The organism is Heliobacterium chlorum (assembly GCF_014502795.1).
Taxonomy (GTDB): Bacteria; Bacillota; Desulfitobacteriia; order Heliobacteriales; family Heliobacteriaceae; genus Heliobacterium; species Heliobacterium chlorum.
This window is the reverse complement of record NZ_JACVHF010000018.1, coordinates 44,637-61,843: the sequence shown is the minus strand read 5'-3', so window position 1 is coordinate 61,843 and position 17,207 is coordinate 44,637. Positions and strand designations below refer to the sequence as shown.

The following is a 17,207-nucleotide window of genomic DNA, read 5'->3' as shown; positions in this document are numbered from 1 at the left end:
TCTTTCCGATGTAAGAAAAGTTGAGCCAGAAAAGCAAAAAACTGTTTTGAGATACAAGGTCAGGCCAAAGGTAGTATTATATTCACCCAGCAAAAACTATCTTTCTTGACTCACACGCAACTTATGGAATTTATCGACTCACATAGAGGCCAGTCTGCTCAAAAAACCGACAGGCGACTTCGTCCGCTAATCATGGAGGCCAGTTTTTCGTCACGACCAACAGCAAAGTCCGCCCAATCATATCGGAGGATACGTCCGACCACTTATCAAGCGAGGGTTCTTCAATCTTTTGACCGTCGCTTATTTGGCATGGGCTTTAGGGTACTCGTAGTTTTTCCGGGTAGCGTTCCAACTAGAGACCTTGGTAAAGTAACCGATAATCCGCGTTAAATAGTCTGTAATGGGAGATCCGCAGATGGGGCAGATTTCCCCTGTTCCCACGAACGACGTATGACCCTCTTTACAGATGCCGAAACCGTAGTTGATTGCAAAATGCTCGACACCTTCCGTTAAGGCGATGCGTAGCAGCCGTTCCATCGTTGCTGGTTCGGTAATTTGCTCTTGTACATTCAAGTGAAGAATCCCGCCACCACTTACATGCTTCATAAAACGCCCGGTCAAACGGATTCTATCCATGGTTCCCATATCGGCGATTAGCGGAATGTATTGATTCGAATACAACTCAAAAGGCTGCTTATCTCCAAACACCAACTGGTCCTTTCGGGCTAGGCTAACGGCTGTGCTTTCAGCGGGGATTTCTTCAGTATTGAAGGAGTACCCTGTTTCCTGACTAAAAGCCTGAGCATATTCTTCGGTTTTAACTAGCACTTCCTCTACGAAATCCTGACCATCCTGAGATTCCATTGGAATCCCTAAGAAGTGGCACATCTCATATTGACCATGGATTCCGATAGTGGAAAACAGCATATCCAGAGTAAACCATCCTAGAGGCTTGAAAAACTTTAGAAAACCCTTTTCCACACGTCGCCGCAGAATTTCTTCCCGATGGACTAACAGCAGGTCTCGATTCATAGTTAACCGCTTATTTAGCAGACGGAAAAAGTCTTTTCGATCTTTTGCTTCTGTGCAGTGCATTGTCAAGAAATACGCCAAGCTTACCGGGATTGAACATCTAACCTGCCATACGCTACGGCACACCTTCGCCCATGAGTTAACCATCCGGAAAATCCCGATGGATGTGATCGCTCGGTTAATGGGCCACATGAAAAGCGATGGCTCACCGAACCTGTCGATGACCAGCCGTTATACAATGCCGGGTGAAGATGACTTGGCGAGGGCCGTTGAGGAACTGAGTTGGGTATGACGGTGGGCGAATAATAATCGCCTACCTAATAACATAAATTACCACGGCCTACGAATTTGCTTTACTTAATGTAGCGTCAACCTCAATAACACCAACAAAAAAAGCGACCCCGCCTAATGATAGCATTTCATCGGAACTTTAACTCCGTGGCGATAGGTGTACGGTCGAGTCCGAGATGAAATGTCCTGTTTTTTGTTGTACATCATGTCCCTCCGCTTGCGATGGATAGGGACCAAACTTTCTCACGACGTTGTGAACCCAACTCACGTACCGATTTAATGGGTAAACAGCCCAACCCTTCAGTTTCAGGATACGGTAGCTATTATCCTTTTCGCTACGGCTTTTTCACTCAATAGTGCCGGATCACTTAGCCCGACTTTCATCCTTGCTCGACTTGTCTGTCTTACAGTCAAGCTCACTTTTGCACTCTATTGACCCAATCAGTCTGAGGTGTATTCTAACGCATTTCTTTCTTCTCAAGAAACAGATATTCTAAATAATGAAAGTTCCTGTAGAGAGAGGCCTTAATTTTAGTCGTCAATAGAACTAACTAGGTTTTACTCGATCCGAATTAAATATCTTTCTGAAAATATACTTTAATAATAAAATCCCTGTTAAAATAATAACTTTGCTCTTGTTAAACAGCGTTTGTGTCACAAAAAATACGCAAATGGAGATTTTTCCATAGCTTGTGATTACTATAAACCTAAAAATTGTAAGCAAAATGCCCTCTTGAGTATTATCTAGTTAACTCAAGAGGGCATTTTCTTAATTTTTTACGTCATATTTCCATGATAATCGGCAGAACGATCGGTCTTCTTTTGGTTTTCTGATAGAAGAATTCATTGAGCGTATCACGAATCAAGTTTTTCAATACAGACCATTCGGTCGTGCCTGTATTGCGAGTCGTCAACGCTTCTTTGACCCGCGTCTTCGCTTCACCGAGCATATCTCCGGCCTCACGGACGAAGACAAAGCCCCTCGATACCAGATCCGGTCCGGCCAGTACGTTACCGTTTTCTTTGTCGATAGTTACGACAGCGATCACGACGCCGTCTTGGGCTAAGTGGTGGCGGTCCCGGAGTACGATGTTGCCTACGTCGCCGACACCGATGCCGTCGACAAAGACGCTTCCAGACTCGACAGAGCCTGTAATCTGGCCCAATTCAGCGTTTACTTCGATCCGGTCGCCAATGTTGCAACGAATAATATTCTCTTCCGGGATGCCCATGGTCTTCCCTAGTTTGGCAAAGGTGGCTTGATGGCGGTATTCGCCATGGAAGGGAATGACGAACTTCGGCTTCAAGAAGTTCAACATGAGCTTAATTTCTTGTTGGGCTGCGTGTCCCGACACGTGAACATTGGCCACGTCTTTATAGATGACATCGGCACCGATACGGAAAAGATTGTCGATGGTGCGGGCCACCAGCTTTTCGTTCCCGGGAATCGGAGTGGCTGAGATGACCACCGTATCACCTTGGCGGATCGCCACTTGACGGTGGTTATTGGTAGCCATCCGGGTGAGGGCGGCCATCGGTTCCCCTTGGGAACCTGTCGTAATGATCGTCACCTGATTATCGGGTAGACGATCCACTTCTTCCGCCTCGATCAGCATCCCTTTGGGTACGTTCAAATAGCCCAGTTGCTGAGATACATCGACTACGGTGACCATGCTCCGGCCCACAACGGCCACCTTGCGGTTGAACTCGGCAGCGGTGTCGATGACTTGTTGAATCTGGTGAACGTTAGAGGCAAAGGTGGCGATGATGATACGGCTATCCGTCTGGGCGAAGACGGAACGGAAGGTCTCCCCCACGGTGCGCTCAGACGGAGTGTACCCCGGCCGTTCCACGTTCGTAGAGTCACATATGAAGAGCAATACCCCTTCGTCGCCATAGCGTGCCAGTTTATTGAATTCCAGCACCTTGTCATCAACAGGCGTTTGGTCGAGCTTAAAGTCACCGGAGTGAACGATCAGCCCGGCGGGCGTGCGGATGGCGATTCCGATCCCATCGGGAATGGAGTGATTGACCCGGAAGAATTCCACTTGAAAGGGGCCCGTGTTGATCACATCGTCGGCAGTGATCTCATGCAGTTCCGCTTCCCGAATCAGCCCGTGTTCGGTCAGCTTGTTCTTTACCAAGCCGAGCGTGAGCCGCGTGCCGTAGACAGGAACCTGAATCTGCTTCAGTACGAAAGGCAGACTGCCGATATGGTCCTCATGCCCGTGCGTTAAGAAAATGCCCCGAATCTTATCGACATTTTCTATGAGGTAGGTGATATCGGGGATGACGAGATCGATGCCCAGCAGTTCTTCGCCAGGAAATTTAACACCTGCATCGATGACGATCATATCATCGCCATATTCGATGACACACATGTTCTTGCCGACTTCACCGACGCCACCGAGGGGGATGACAGATACGGTGGATAGTGTCGATTGAGTTTTCGGTTTTGGCTTGCTCCGGCGAGGGCGATAGCCTTTTTTCGCCCGGGCAGCATGAAGTTTGGGGGTCGTGTTCGGAGTCGATTCCGGTGTCGTATTCATGGTTACTCCTCTAATCAACGGAATACTTTTTCAAATGGATAGTAATAGTTAAAGTTTTTGATCAAAAAGTCCCAAATATCCATCAATTTTTCATAAGGCCTGCCGTCGTTCATCGACAGACTCCTCAAATCGACCCACAGCGGTCCAGGCACAATCCGCAAAGAGCTCAGCTTTTTAAGATGAACGAAAAATATCAGGATTATTTATCCATTACTTTGATTTTTCGACGATGCCTTTTCAATTCCTGCTTATCACTACGATGATCCCGAGGTGTTCTTATTCAAAATAACGATTTAAGGCTTCCAGCACGCCCCAGGAGCGAGAAGCCGATGTGACCCAATCGGCATCGCCTTGAATCTCTTGAGGAGAATTGGCCACCAACACCCCTTGACCGGCCCAGCGGATCATGCTCAGGTCGTTACGGTTGTCACCGATGGCCATGACTGATTCCCTGGGAATGGACAAGGATGCGGCCAGTTGAGCTAAAGCCTCGCCTTTCGTTGCTCTAGGGTGGAGGATCTCCACAAAGTGATCATGGGAGTTCGTGACAAAGATCGAGTCGCCCAATTTTTCTGCAATCTCCGCCGTCAAGGGACGGGTAACCGCCGGATCGGTCATCAAGACGAGCATCGTGGGATGTTGTTCCGGTGTCTGTAGGAGGTGTTCGCTCAGATCGGCTACATTCGAAAAGGACACACCTAATCCTTGCTGATAATTTTCCGTCTGTTCATGAGGCGTATCGGTCAGTACTTCGTCACCATAAAAGGAAAACCGCAATGCATCATGGCCGCGGTCCTTCAGCAAACGGAGAACCTCGAGAGCCAACTCCCGGTTCAGGGCGAGATGATGAAGCATGCGGTCTTCCAATAAATCGCGTATCATGGCGCCGTTACAGACGATGATCGGCGTTTGCAAGGATAATTGCCGGGCATAGCGAATCGCCGACGGAAAGAGCCTTCCGGTGGCCAGGGTGAATAAAACACCCTTTTGCTGAAGTTCAGCGATCCGTTGGCGTACCGGTTCAGGAACGGTTCGCTTCTCATCGAGCAGAGTACCGTCCAAGTCCATGGCCACCAGCCGGATCGAACTCATGCCGGCCTCCAGGACCAGGTATAACCTTGAAAGAGAATCGATAACTCACGAGGGTACTCTTCCACAGCGATAAACTGATCGACGGGAAAGGTGATTTCCCAACTTCCTTGCCCCGGAGCCGTTTCTTGGGAAAGCATTTGAAAAGCCACTTGATCGACTGTCAAATGTCCCTCTTCAATCCGTTCTTCCCGGCGGACAATTCGTTCGACCGTGCATAGGCCCCGCCAAATGGATGTATGCTGTCCCGTTTTTAAGCTAAAGGTACCCCGGCGCCCCAGGAGGGGCGCCAAGGCGTCGGCCAAAACCATTTCTTTTGGGTCCGATGTGACGTATTCTGTTCCGGCCAGATAATAATTTCCCATCTATTTATTCCTTTACTATAGGCTGTAGTTCGGTGCTTCTTTGGTGATGGTCACATCGTGGGGATGGCTTTCCCGCAGACCGGCAGCGGTGATGCGGATAAATTGGGTTTTCGTCATCAATTCATCGATGTTCCGGCATCCGCAGTAGCCCATGCCGGAACGAAGTCCGCCGATGAGTTGGAAAACCGTATCAGAAAGGGATCCTTTGTAGGGAACGCGGCCTTCGATGCCTTCAGGGACGAGCTTCTTATCGTCTTCCTGGAAGTAACGGTCTTTGGAACCTTCTTTCATCGCACCAAGGGAACCCATGCCGCGGTACACTTTGAAACTCCGGCCTTGGTAGATTTCGATGTCTCCAGGGCTTTCTTCGGTACCGGCGAGCAAGCTGCCGATCATAATCACGTTGGCACCGGCGGCGATGGCTTTGACGACATCACCGGAGAACTTGATGCCTCCATCGCCGATGATGGGAACATTTTTCTCTCGGGCGGCACGGGCACAGTCGGCAATCGCTGTAATCTGGGGAACGCCGATACCAGCGACAACGCGGGTGGTGCAGATAGAGCCCGGCCCGATGCCGACTTTGACACAGTCGGCGCCTGCATTGATCAAATCGATGGTTGCTTCATAAGTGGCTACGTTGCCGGCAATGATATCGACCTGCGGGAATTCCTCTTTCAGTTTTTCGACCGCATTCAATACACCCCGTGAATGACCATGGGCAGTGTCGACGACGAGAGCGTCCACGCCGGCAGCGACAAGAGCCCGGGCCCGCTCCATCGTATCTATGGTGACGCCTACAGCGGCACAAGCGCGCAAACGTCCCCGCTCATCTTTTGTGGAGTTGGGGAACTGGCGGGCTTTTTGAATATCTTTAATGGTAATTAGGCCCTTTAAATGTCCCTCTGCGTCAACGATGGGCAGTTTCTCTACTTTGTGATTGCGCAGAATATCTTTCGCTTCTTTCAAAGAAGTCCCTATAGGAGCGGTGACCAGATTGTCTTTTGTCATGACATCGCTAATGGGGCGGGTGAATTCCGTCTCAAAGCGCAGATCCCGGTTGGTCAGAATACCGACGAGCTTGCCCTCTTCATCGGCGATCGGCACACCCGAGATATGGTAGCGTTCCATGATGGCCAGTGCGTCATTGATTTTATGTTTCGGCGTTAAGTAGATGGGATCGGTGATGACCCCATGTTCTGAACGCTTGACCCGATCCACTTCATGAGCCTGTTGATCGATGGTCATGTTTTTGTGGATGACACCGATACCGCCTTCCCGCGCCATGGCGATGGCCATTCGAGAGTCGGTCACCGTGTCCATACCCGCAGACATGAGGGGGATATTCAAACGGATCCGCCGCGTCAGCCACGTAGAGGTTTCAACCTCCCGAGGCAATATCTCTGATTTAGCAGGGACCAGTAAAACGTCATCAAATGTTAGTCCTTCTCGAATCATTCCTAAGTCACGCAAAACTGCGACATCTCCTTTCCAAAGATACCCTTCCTCTTTGACCATCATTTTACCACAAAAAACACGGTCATAGAAATTTTTTGTCGTCAATGGGAAAAACCTTCTGGTGCACAGTTCTGCAATCAGAAGGTTTTTTCTTCATTGGAACCGGTCCAAGTATTCCTGAACTACGTAGTTCGGTGCCGACGCAACAAACCGATCGACCAGAAAGAGGATGATCGTCAGGTCATCCAATTCACCGATCAAGGGAATCATGTCCGGCAGCACGTCCAGGGGCCATATGAGATAAAGCAATCCCAAACCGGCAAAGAGGGCTTTGTTGATCAGCGGGACCCGCCCGTCTCGCAGGAGACCGTAGACGAGACGACCAGACCGGGGCAAGTTCAACAAGAGCCGCATCCTTTGCCAAAGACTTGGCGATTGAAGGGATGGCAGAAGAATCCCCCCATTCATTGAATTACCTTTATTTTACCCCGCTTTCGCTTTCGGGAAAAGCCCCTGGAATCAGATGGGTCACATCGTTGATGCGCTCGATGATCCCTTTGCCATCGTAAAAGTCGATAACGTTGAGGGCTGTGTTGTCTTGACGAAACTGCCAAGCTCGATCGAGGTCAACGTCCAAAATCGCGCAGAGCAGCGTGCGGATAGTGCCGCCGTGGGCGACGATGGCGATATTTTCGCCGTCATGCTTGGCGATCAGCTCTTGTAAGGCCGCAAAAGCACGCTCCTGGACGATGGGAAAACTCTCCCCGCCGGGCAGGCAGACTTTAGCTGGTGTGCGGTTCCAAATCTTAATCTCTTCCGGATAAGCTTTTTCAATCTCTGGAAAGGTCAATCCTTCCCAGGCACCGAAGTTGCATTCCCGAAAACGAGCATCTAAGACCACTTCGATCTCTTTGGCGTCGGCCACCGCTCTGGCCGTTTCAACGGCTCGGCTTAAGTCGCTGGCATAGACATAGTCGACCTTTTCTTTGGCCATTCGCTTTACCAGCCGTTGTGCCTGCTCTCTCCCTCGATCGCTGAGGGCTACGTCGCTATGTCCCTGATAGCGCCGGATCTGATTCCACTCTGTTTCGCCATGCCGTATCAGATAGACTCGGGTCAAGCCAGTCCTTCCTCCTTCATGATCACCTGCATCGCCTGAATTAATCGTTCTGTCGCCGAGCTGTCCCGAACAGCAAAGCGCAGATACCGTTCTCCTAAGGCCGGGAAGGTATTGCAATTTCGCACCAATATTCCCTGATGGCGCAGCTTTTCCGTCCATGTCGTCGACGAAAGCCCCGTGTCCCCCGTATGGGCCAGTACGAAATTGGCCGCCGAAGTTAGCGGTCTAACGCCGGGTAGGCGAGACAATTGTTCGATCAAAAACTCCCGCTCCTTAGGCAGTCGCTCCCAAGTGCGTTTATGATAATCTAAATCAGCGAGTGCGGCAACCCCGGCCACCTGGGCCAGGTGATTTACCACCCATGGATCGCGGTGGGTGATGATGTCTTTGATCATGTCTCGATGAGCGATCAACGCACCGAGCCGGATTCCCGGGATAGCAAAAAATTTCGTCAACGAATAGAGAACCGCGATCTGCCGGTGTTTCGCGGCGAGGGAGCAGCAACTCCGTTCACGGCCGTCCGGCAGAAAGTCTAGAAAAGACTCATCGACGAGTACATGTATATGATGCTTCTCAACGAGATTGACGATCGCTTCTTTCTTTTCGTCGGTCCAGACCCAGCCAACAGGGTTGTGAGGAGAACAGATGATGGCGGCGTCACATTTCTCGTCGAGAAGCCTCTTTTCCCACTGAACGATATCTAATCGAAAATACTCTTGCTCGTCTAACTGGATAGGGACGGCTTGTCCTCCCTGGGCATGGACAGCACGGAAATACTGACCGAAGCCGGGATCACAGATTAAAACCCGTTTTGCCTGCACCTGCCGCAGCCAGTGATCGAGCAGGTCCACAGCACCGTTTCCGGCGCAGATGGCCTCCTCTTCGACCTGGAGATGACGGGCAAGGGCAGAAATCAACTGGCTGCATTTTGGATCGGGATAATGGACGATATGGTCGATGTTTTCGACGATCGCTGCTTTGACTCTCGCCGATAAGCCTAAAAAGTTGATATTGGCGCTCAGATCGAGAATTCCTTCGAGTGCTTTTCCACTTCCCCCGGAGGCGGACCAGACGTCACCACCATGGGGAAAGGATTTTCTGTTCAGTTCGTTTTGCCTCAAATCGCCCATCCCTCCCCACTCTGTTCATGATAACGTGGACCACCGCCGACGAGCTGATATGCGCCGAGGGGAGTCCATTTCGGGAAGCGACTTTCTGTCCACTTGATGACGCTTTCGATACGGCTGCGATTTTTGTAGGGAAGCAACAATCCCAGTGCGGTGCCGCTGTGAGCGATGTTGACACCGACAGCGCCGAGTGAAGCGACGCCTGCGATCAGTTCTTCCAAGGCTTCTTTGGGCAAGATTTGTTGGTTCGCTCGAGCACTTAATGTCGCACCTGCACCGATAGATGTAGGATTGCCCGAGCGGATCCCCTGGATGATCTGAGCAAAAGCTTGACGGACAGCAGACTCTTTTTGACGGTTCGCCTCGATGATGTCGTGCCGTCGGTTGAACTCGACCGTATTCACTTCCCCGCCCAGGTCGTAAGCCAGAACGAATAAAGGAGGTACGGGAGGCTGACCCACCGTTGTTCCCCAGGAGCCCTTGCGATGATCAAATACGGCGATACCGGGGTAAAAGAGACCGTCTGACGGTTCTACGGTAATAGCAATCCGAGCCAACGTGCTTACAGACAAATCCCGTCCCAGCGCCCGGGCGACGGCGAAGCAGCAGGCGCAGATGTCGGCCGTGCTGGATGCTAAGCCTTTGCCGAGGGGAAGGGGATTCGTCAAAGAGATGCGCACATCGTAACCTTCTGTTACGTTCCATTCGTCAAGCAGACGGGATACTGCCCTCCGGGCCTTCTGCCGGTCATCGAGACCGGTGATACGTCCCGAACCGGTCGTCAGAGAGGCGCTGGCGGTAACCCAGGCATCGATGGGGCATGTGATATGCAAAAACCGGTCTCCAATCAGTCCCTGTGCCAGTTCTCCGCATGTTCCCGGTACCTGAGCCCAACCGTACACGCCTCTCACCTCTCCCATTCTAGCTAGAGTCAACCCTTCTGTAAGAACACCAATAGTAACAAGCAAAGCACCTCGACCATTTCACAAGTGGCCCCATAAATATCGCCAGTCAAGCCACCTAAAAAGCGGGTCATTTTTTTTCCCCAGCGATCGACGAAGAGCCTGACCAGAACCATCATGAACAAACCGTAGACCCCAGCCATGATCAGGGCCACGATCAATGTGACCCATTCAGCGACCCTCAAAACCTTTTCATCGATATACTTGTTGAACAGGGTCGCCATTCCCTGCTGGCGGGCATAAGGAAAGCGGCCTGCCCCATAGGCGATAGCCCAACGACCGACCATGGGGATCCAGAACAAGGACAAGTATAGCGGATTGACCCCGTTCGAGTTGTAAAATCCGCTTTCCCACCGCCAAAGGGTGATCCAGTGGAGTACCGTTTCCAAGGTGGCCCCTTGCAGTGACGCTGCCGGTTGATACAACGAATAGAGAGCGCCCGCCTTCGTCAGCAGCAGCACGATCACCGACAGGACGGCATGAGCGCCGACGCGGGAATCCCGCATGATCTCCAGAACCCGCTCGGGCTTTCGCGCCGAAAAGACACCGTCAAAGGTATCCATAAAACCGTCCATGTGAATGCCGCCGGTGATATAAATTTGCATGGCGAGAAGCAGCGGCACAAAGACGGCTGGCGGAAATAAGAATTGCAAGAGCGGTGTAAGTAAACTTATGACGATTCCGATCGTCAAGCCGACGAAGGGAAGATAGATAAAAGAGCGGCCAAAATCTTCGTCATTCCCGTTGCTTACATCCCCCGTCGGCAAGCGGGTGAAAAAGGACAGGGCCATTCGAAAACGCAGCCACTGCAGGGCAAGAAATTTCACCGTTATTCCAAGGCCTCGCTGACACCGGCGCTGGAGAAGGTGGCCATTTCATTGTAGATTTTGACCGCTCCGTCGATCATCGTCATCGCTAAAGCAGCTCCGGTGCCTTCGCCCAAGCGGAAATCCATCATCAGCATCGGTTTAATACCCACGTATTCCAGCATGAACTTGTGGCCCGGTTCAACGGATAGGTGAGAACCGATCATGTAGGGGCGAGCTTGCGGGCAGATCGCTCCGGCGATAACAGCGGCCGCTCCGGAGATGAATCCGTCAATGACGACGGGAATGCCCTGCGCTGCCGCACCGAGGCAAACGCCGGCTAATCCGGCGATCTCTAAACCGCCTATCTTCGCCAGCACATCGATGGCATCGTCCCGATTCGGTTGGTTGATCTCGATGGCCTTCTTAATGGCATTGATTTTGACATCGAGCTGTTTATCGTTGATGCCGGTTCCCCGTCCAACAACCTGTTCAATAGGGAGATTGCCCATGACCGAGATGATGGCTGCCGAAGGGGTCGTGTTGCCAATGCCCATTTCACCTGTTCCGACGACGCGAATCCCTCTGCCATAGGCATCAGCGACGACTTCGGCGCCGACCAGTATGGCTTGAATCGCTTCATCCCGGGTCATGGCTGGACCTTTGGCCATGTTCTTCGTTCCATAGGCTACTTTTTTCTTGATCAGACCAGGCAGGTCATCCATATCGACAGCTACGCCCACGTCGACGCAAACCAGTTCCGCGCCGGCATGGCGAGCCAAAACATTCGATCCCGCACCGCCATGGATGAAATTGATGATCATCTGAGGAGTCACTTCCTGAGGAAATGCACTGACGCCCTCTTCGACGACACCATGATCGCCAGCCATCAAGATGATCGCTTTTTGGGGAATTTCTTTTGGAACCTCTCCATAGATACCCGCCAGTTGCTTGGCGATGTCCTCAAGGACACCTAAACTACCTTGCGGTTTAGTGAGGTCATCAAGGTGGGCCTGAGCTTTCTCCATGGCTTCCTCGTTCAGTGGTTTGATTTGTTGAAGCAATGATTCTAGAGACATCTTTGTATCCTCCTTAATATTCAATCCCTCGTCGTGAGGAGGTGATTCCGTCGGCCAGGGGATGTTTCGTCACCGTCATCTCCGTCACCAGGTGAGCTTCATCGATGATTTCCTGGGCCATTCTCCGCCCCGTTAACACAACTTCCACATGAGCGGGGCGCTGCCGCAGCGCGTCGAGGACCCTTTCCACAGGCACATAGCCGCGAGACATAATATAACTCACTTCATCGAGAACGACCAGCTCGACCTTACCTGCTTGTAATACCTGTTCGGCATATTGAAAGCCCATTGCGGGCCAAGGATTGTCGGTTTCGCGGTTTCGCCGGAAACATTCGCCGCATTGGATACAATGGGCCATCCCTGACCGAATCATCGCTGACCGGGGGCAACCCCATCCGAACTGAGTGATATGTATCTGCGGCAACCGTTGCAAGGCGAACAATTCTCCCATGTAGGCGCTGCCTTTTTGAAATTGGATAAACTCCACCTGCATGCCGTGGCCAGCCGCTCGCAAGCATAGGCCCAGCGCTGCCGTGGTTTTCCCTTTTCCGTCACCGGTGTAGACTTGAATCAACCCTTGCTGGGGCATGCTAGACCACTCCGTACAGATGCTTCTTCGAGACAATGGAGAAAACGTTTCATCGATGCTGGAAAAGCGGAGAAATGAAAATGGAAATAAGACGCCGTCAACGAACCCGAACTATACCCTTCGGGGCGAAACGCTTCTGTCCCTCCCAAGGGGTCTGTCTTTCCTAATGAAAAAGCAGGCCGCATATTTTCTTCGGGAGAGAAGTACACATCGGAATAATGAAATTCATGGCCTCGGAGCCGATCTCCCCGGCGGCCCAGAAGAGTGTCGTGGTAGATCTGTGCGGTCACATAGCCGAGGGCTCGCCGTTTGGTTCCCATACGGCAATCTGCCGGGACAAGACCGGCAAGTTCATAGCTTTGTCCGTCATTCGTCTTGATCGACCGGCATAAGGTCATAAAGCCGCCGCATTCGGCGTAGATGGGCATCCCCTGCTGGTGCAAGTAGCGCAGTTCTTGAAAAAAGGAGCTGTTCGCCGAGAGGCTTTCGAGATGCAGCTCCGGGTATCCGCCTCCCAGGTAGAGACCTGCCACCTTTAATGGAATGGACTCTCCACGAACCGGTTGAAAAGGGACCCATTCGATGCCCAAGTCTTCCAAGTCCCGCAGGGCATCTTCGTAGTAAAAATGAAAAGCTTCATCACGAGCGATGGCCACGGGAATTTTTTGAGCGAACCGAGGGGTCTGTTTCGTTATCTGGTTTTTTTCCAAGTTCTCCGCTAGATGCTCCGCTAGGTTCTCCTTTTTCTTTTCCATCTTTATTTCTAGCTTTTCTGTCGAAAAAGAGGAAGCCACTTCGAGCAGCCGGTTTACGTCGACGTAACGTTCCATCACATCGGCCAACTGCTGCCAGTAGGATTCCAGCTCCCGGCTCGACTCGATGGCGGAAACAAGGCCGAGATGCCGTTCCGGCATGGGCCGAACAGCATCGCGAGGGAGGCAGCCTAAAACAGGCACGCAACAGGTTTCTTCTACAGCTCGCCGGGCCATTAAGCCGTGCCGTTCCGAGCCGACTCGATTGATGATGACGGCGGCCACGGTCAGGTCCCGCTGTAACGTGCAAAAGCCGTGGACCGTGGCGGCTATGCTCTGAGCGGCCGATCGAGCATCGACCACCAGTATGACAGGCTTGTTGACGATTTGAGCCAGATCAGCGGTGCTCCCTTTGCCACCGGGCTTTTCTCCAGCGGCGCCGTCGAAAAGACCCATGACCCCTTCGATGACAGCCATTTGGGCTCCCTCTATCGCCCGCCGGTATAAGCGAAGGATCGTCTCGCGGTCCATCATCCAGCTGTCCAAATTGGAACAGGTTCTCCCGGTGTTCAGCTTGTGAAAGGTCGGATCAATATAATCGGGGCCTGTCTTAAAACTTTGCACCGTCATGCCCCGCCGGCGTAGAGCGGCGAGGATTCCCATGGTGACAGTTGTCTTTCCGGCACCGCTGTGAGTTCCGGCAATTACAACAGCTGGTATCATCGTAACCACGTTCCTATTCCATATAAAATGGCACCACCGGCCAGGCTGTACAGGATGGCCGTCACAGCCATGATTCGCACCACTTCTCCAATATGGCGTGCCTCTAAGGTCACCAAAGGTTGTCCCATGGTGGCTCTACGAGAAGGGACTCCTCCGTAGTAATTGAGACCGCCCAATTGGACACCTAATGCGCCAGCCACGACCGATTCGGGGATACCGCTGTTGGGACTGGGATGCTTTGGGGCGTCAGTTACCCATGTTTGGATCATCCGCCCTGCCGGATAGCCAAGTAAGGTTCCGGCAAGGATCATGACCGCTCCGGTCAATCGAGCCGGCAAAAAGTTAGCCGCGTCGTCCATGCGGGCAGCAAACCGGCCGAACCAGAGGTAACGGTTATTGCGATAGCCGATCATGGAGTCGAGCGTGTTTATAGCCTTATAGGCGTAGGCACCGGGGACGCCGAGCAAAAAGGCGTAAAAAAGAGGACTTGTGATGCCGTCGACGGTGTTTTCGGCGACCGTTTCCACGGTAGCTCGGACGATTTCACTCTCATTGAGCTGTTCTGTATCGCGCCCTACGATCCAGGAAAGCTTTCGCCGGGCTTCTACGATGTCTCCCGCTTCGAGAAGATCTTTGATCTCGAAAGCCGCTTCAGCTAAACATCGACCGGCCAAGGCAATCCCTAAGAGTATGCCGCCGCCCAAGGCTTGTACAATTCCTGAGCCGATGAAGATACCCTTATCCAGGAGGTGGACCGTTCCAGACTGCTTCACAGGAACAAATTCTAGGTTCGCCCACTGGACAAGAGCCATGACAGCCACCGAAACGGCAAAGGTGATGCCCACCGTGAGCAGCGACAAGACCATCCCCCGAAACAACAGCGACCGCTCAGCCCTTTTCCCCGCCCCGTACAACCGCTTTTCCAACGTCGATATGATCTTCCCGATCCCGATGACCGGGTGAGGCAGCCAGCGGGGATCTCCCACCAGTGCATCATAGAGCAGGGCGATGACGATCGTGAGCATGCTTAAAGAAAAGATATCTGTAAACATCTCTATCATGGCGCTGGAACGGTCTCCGATTCAGGGGAGTTCTTTGGCCCTTCGATGCCGACGATATCATAGAGGAGATCCATTTTTAAGCTCTGGCGGACGATGTCGGCCAAGCGGTTGTAGTCTTGTTCTTTCCGCTCTCTTACCGATGCGGCAGAGGCAAAATTGATCGGTTCAAGACCTTTTTTCCGGCGCAAGGTGTTGAGCAGATGATGCCGTAAGGAGTCGTTGTCAAAGATGCCGTGCAAATAGGAACCGATGACCAAACCGTCGGCGTCGACAATCCCGTCGATGACATCGACGAGTTCCTCTCCCCGTCGTTCGATCCGGCAGAAAGGTTTCGCTTCTGACGAGGCTACGCTCTGTCCCATGTGAATCTCGTAGCCTTGCACGGAAAGACCCTGCAGGGGACCCAGATAGGGTCCGTGACCGCAGATCGTAGCTGATGCTAATTGGGTCACCTTTTCTGCTTCCATGGTTGTCACCATGTCCAACAGTCCAAGACCTGCAACGACGGGAACGGAGCTTTCTACGCCTTGTGGATCCTGTATCTCTTTACCTAAGATCTGATATCCGCCGCAAACGCCCCAGACTAAGATGCCCTTTTCGGCGACGGCTCTGATCTCTTCGGTTAAGCCTGTCTTTTGCAGCCATAACATGTCTTCGATCGTGTTTTTGGTACCGGGAATGATGACCATATCGGGCCGGCCCAGTCGACCAGGCGCTTCTACATAACGGACCTGAGCAGCACCTTCGGCGCTCAAGGCATCGAAATCGGTGAAGTTGGAGATGCGGGGTAGGCGGATGACGGCGATATCGAGCAGTTCCCCCGTAGGCACTTCGGTGATCGGTTTTTCGAGAGCTACCGAATCTTCCTCTTGAATGTGCACCCCTTTGAAATAGGGGACGACACCGACAACCGGCTTTTTCGTATATTCTTCTAAAAAGTCGATGGCTGGTTGAAGCAAGCTGATGTCACCGCGAAACTTATTGATGACGATGCCTTTGATCCGCTCTTGCTCATCAGGGTCCAAAAGAGCCAGTGTCCCCACGACCGATGCGAGCGCACCCCCGCGGTCGATGTCGGCGACTAACAGCACAGGGGCATCAGCCATCTTGGCCACACGCATATTGGCGATATCGCGCGCTTTTAAGTTGACTTCAGCAGGAGAACCGGCACCTTCGATGACGATGACGTCATACTGTTCATGAAACTCATCGAGACAAGCTTGGATCGTGTCGACGGCTTGGGTTGCATATTCTAAATGATACTGGCGGGCGCTGATGTTGCCCACTGGTCGACCGAGCACGATCACTTGCGATGATGCTTGACCGGTCGGCTTTAGGAGGATGGGGTTCATCTTCACATGGGGATCCAGTCCGGCTGCTTCCGCTTGCACGACCTGGGCCCGGCCCATCTCTCCCCCGTCCCGGGTCACATAGGAGTTGAGGGCCATGTTCTGCGATTTGAAGGGGACCACTTTTTGGCCGTCCTGAAGAAATATGCGGCATAAGGCCGTCGCCAAGACGCTCTTGCCGACGTTGGAACTGGTTCCTTGCAACATAATTGCCTTGGCCATTATAATCCCCCTCCTTGCCTTGACCCGTTAGGGTCGGGTCCTTTGATCTGCATCGGGCATCCGCTGACGGTGAGATAGACCCGATGGGCCTGCCGGGCGACTTCCTGCTGAACCCATCCGGCCACATCCCGGAAAATCCGGCTGAGCGGATCGAGGGGAACAATGCCCCAGCCCACTTCATTGCCGACGGCGATCACCGTCGCCTCCGATTCCCGTGCCATCTGTGAGACCTGCCGGGCCTGTTCGACGATCAACTGTTCTTTTTCTGTATTCCACTCGCCTAGTTCGTAAAGGGGAAGGAGCATGTTCGTCGTCCACAAGGTTAAACAATCGATGAGCAGGACGTTTCCCTTCCGGCCCCACTCACGCAGCACCTTGTCCAACTGGGTCGATTCCTCTACCGTTTTCCAGATGGAGGGACGACGCTGCTGATGTATCGTCACCCTGCGCCGCATCTCATCATCATGAACTCCCGCTGTTGCTACATAGATGACCTGTTCCGGGTGGTCGCCGACAGCTTCTGCGGCTAGTTCTTCGGCCCAGGCGCTTTTACCGCTGCGAGACCCGCCGGTGACCAGGACTAATTCTCCTGCTTGAATTCGCATTGCAGCCACGCCTCTTCGTCAATATTTG

General features: G+C 52.5%; 17 protein-coding genes. 1 reads left to right on the top strand and 16 read right to left on the bottom strand.

The window, feature by feature from the left end; translation table 11 throughout:
* Positions 1-300: 300 nt before the first annotated feature.
* The gene (nrdD, locus tag H1S01_RS15025) at positions 301-1,032 is read right to left on the bottom strand and encodes an anaerobic ribonucleoside-triphosphate reductase (protein WP_243237357.1); all 732 of its coding nucleotides are present in this window, start codon (positions 1,030-1,032) and stop codon (positions 301-303) included.
* On the opposite strand from nrdD, the gene H1S01_RS21615 reads away from it, so the two are divergent.
* A complete protein-coding gene (locus H1S01_RS21615; RefSeq protein WP_341479110.1) occupies positions 914-1,324 on the top strand; it encodes a tyrosine-type recombinase/integrase in 411 nt (136 codons plus the stop codon). The genes nrdD and H1S01_RS21615 overlap by 119 nt on opposite strands.
* Before the next feature lie 781 nt (positions 1,325-2,105).
* Here the strand turns inward: H1S01_RS21615 and H1S01_RS15020 are convergent.
* The 15 genes from H1S01_RS15020 to cobU form a co-directional block, all read right to left on the bottom strand.
* Positions 2,106-3,872: a ribonuclease J gene (locus tag H1S01_RS15020; protein ID WP_207732359.1), complete on the bottom strand. Its 1,767-nt coding sequence runs from the start codon at positions 3,870-3,872 to the stop codon at positions 2,106-2,108.
* 276 nt (positions 3,873-4,148) lie between these two features.
* On the bottom strand, positions 4,149-4,964 hold the full coding sequence (locus H1S01_RS15015) for a Cof-type HAD-IIB family hydrolase (RefSeq protein WP_188041232.1): 816 nt from the start codon (positions 4,962-4,964) through the stop codon (positions 4,149-4,151).
* A complete protein-coding gene (locus tag H1S01_RS15010) occupies positions 4,961-5,326 on the bottom strand; it encodes a hypothetical protein (protein ID WP_188041231.1) in 366 nt (121 codons plus the stop codon). The genes H1S01_RS15015 and H1S01_RS15010 overlap by 4 nt, the downstream gene beginning before the upstream one ends.
* Before the next feature lie 15 nt (positions 5,327-5,341).
* Positions 5,342-6,784, bottom strand: coding sequence for an IMP dehydrogenase (gene guaB, locus H1S01_RS15005; protein ID WP_188041237.1), 1,443 nt, complete (start codon positions 6,782-6,784; stop codon positions 5,342-5,344).
* Positions 6,785-6,937: 153 nt separating this feature from the next.
* Entirely contained in the window at positions 6,938-7,189 is a 252-nt protein-coding gene (locus tag H1S01_RS15000; protein ID WP_188041230.1) for a YkvA family protein, read from the bottom strand.
* 73 nt (positions 7,190-7,262) lie between these two features.
* Positions 7,263-7,904: an alpha-ribazole phosphatase gene (gene cobC / locus H1S01_RS14995; RefSeq protein ID WP_188041229.1), complete on the bottom strand. Its 642-nt coding sequence runs from the start codon at positions 7,902-7,904 to the stop codon at positions 7,263-7,265.
* A complete protein-coding gene (locus H1S01_RS14990) occupies positions 7,901-9,025 on the bottom strand; it encodes a pyridoxal phosphate-dependent aminotransferase (RefSeq protein WP_188041228.1) in 1,125 nt (374 codons plus the stop codon). The genes cobC and H1S01_RS14990 overlap by 4 nt, the downstream gene beginning before the upstream one ends.
* Positions 9,022-9,933, bottom strand: coding sequence for a GHMP family kinase ATP-binding protein (locus H1S01_RS14985; RefSeq protein ID WP_188041227.1), 912 nt, complete (start codon positions 9,931-9,933; stop codon positions 9,022-9,024). Before H1S01_RS14985 ends, H1S01_RS14990 begins: the two co-directional genes overlap by 4 nt.
* Before the next feature lie 29 nt (positions 9,934-9,962).
* On the bottom strand, positions 9,963-10,820 hold the full coding sequence (locus tag H1S01_RS14980) for an adenosylcobinamide-GDP ribazoletransferase (RefSeq protein ID WP_188041226.1): 858 nt from the start codon (positions 10,818-10,820) through the stop codon (positions 9,963-9,965).
* A gap of 2 nt (positions 10,821-10,822) precedes the next feature.
* Positions 10,823-11,878, bottom strand: coding sequence for a nicotinate-nucleotide--dimethylbenzimidazole phosphoribosyltransferase (cobT, locus tag H1S01_RS14975; RefSeq protein WP_188041225.1), 1,056 nt, complete (start codon positions 11,876-11,878; stop codon positions 10,823-10,825).
* Between the two features lie 13 nt (positions 11,879-11,891).
* The gene (locus H1S01_RS14970) at positions 11,892-12,467 is read right to left on the bottom strand and encodes a cob(I)yrinic acid a,c-diamide adenosyltransferase (protein WP_188041224.1); all 576 of its coding nucleotides are present in this window, start codon (positions 12,465-12,467) and stop codon (positions 11,892-11,894) included.
* Positions 12,449-13,942, bottom strand: coding sequence for a cobyrinic acid a,c-diamide synthase CobB (locus H1S01_RS14965; RefSeq protein WP_188041223.1), 1,494 nt, complete (start codon positions 13,940-13,942; stop codon positions 12,449-12,451). The genes H1S01_RS14970 and H1S01_RS14965 overlap by 19 nt, the downstream gene beginning before the upstream one ends.
* Positions 13,939-15,003, bottom strand: a complete 1,065-nt coding sequence (gene cbiB, locus H1S01_RS14960; RefSeq protein ID WP_188041222.1) for an adenosylcobinamide-phosphate synthase CbiB — start codon at positions 15,001-15,003, stop codon at positions 13,939-13,941. The genes H1S01_RS14965 and cbiB overlap by 4 nt, the downstream gene beginning before the upstream one ends.
* Positions 15,000-16,574 carry a cobyric acid synthase gene (locus tag H1S01_RS14955; RefSeq protein ID WP_188041221.1) on the bottom strand — a complete coding sequence of 525 codons (1,575 nt, stop codon included), beginning with the start codon at positions 16,572-16,574 and terminating at the stop codon, positions 15,000-15,002. Before H1S01_RS14955 ends, cbiB begins: the two co-directional genes overlap by 4 nt.
* Positions 16,574-17,179, bottom strand: a complete 606-nt coding sequence (gene cobU / locus H1S01_RS14950; RefSeq protein WP_188041220.1) for a bifunctional adenosylcobinamide kinase/adenosylcobinamide-phosphate guanylyltransferase — start codon at positions 17,177-17,179, stop codon at positions 16,574-16,576. Before cobU ends, H1S01_RS14955 begins: the two co-directional genes overlap by 1 nt.
* Positions 17,180-17,207: the final 28 nt, after the last annotated feature.

Bases quoted from the DNA above. Each gene is read 5' to 3' on its own strand.
- nrdD (WP_243237357.1), bottom strand. From the start codon at position 1,032: ATGAATCGAGACCTGCTGTTAGTCCATCGGGAAGAAATTCTGCGGCGA.
- H1S01_RS15020 (WP_207732359.1), bottom strand. From the start codon at position 3,872: ATGAATACGACACCGGAATCGACTCCGAACACGACCCCCAAACTTCAT.
- H1S01_RS15015 (WP_188041232.1), bottom strand. From the start codon at position 4,964: ATGAGTTCGATCCGGCTGGTGGCCATGGACTTGGACGGTACTCTGCTC.
- H1S01_RS15010 (WP_188041231.1), bottom strand. From the start codon at position 5,326: ATGGGAAATTATTATCTGGCCGGAACAGAATACGTCACATCGGACCCA.
- guaB (WP_188041237.1), bottom strand. From the start codon at position 6,784: ATGATTCGAGAAGGACTAACATTTGATGACGTTTTACTGGTCCCTGCT.
- cobT (WP_188041225.1), bottom strand. From the start codon at position 11,878: ATGTCTCTAGAATCATTGCTTCAACAAATCAAACCACTGAACGAGGAA.
- H1S01_RS14970 (WP_188041224.1), bottom strand. From the start codon at position 12,467: ATGCCCCAGCAAGGGTTGATTCAAGTCTACACCGGTGACGGAAAAGGG.
- H1S01_RS14965 (WP_188041223.1), bottom strand. From the start codon at position 13,942: ATGATACCAGCTGTTGTAATTGCCGGAACTCACAGCGGTGCCGGAAAG.
- cbiB (WP_188041222.1), bottom strand. From the start codon at position 15,003: ATGATAGAGATGTTTACAGATATCTTTTCTTTAAGCATGCTCACGATC.
- H1S01_RS14955 (WP_188041221.1), bottom strand. From the start codon at position 16,574: ATGGCCAAGGCAATTATGTTGCAAGGAACCAGTTCCAACGTCGGCAAG.
- cobU (WP_188041220.1), bottom strand. From the start codon at position 17,179: ATGCGAATTCAAGCAGGAGAATTAGTCCTGGTCACCGGCGGGTCTCGC.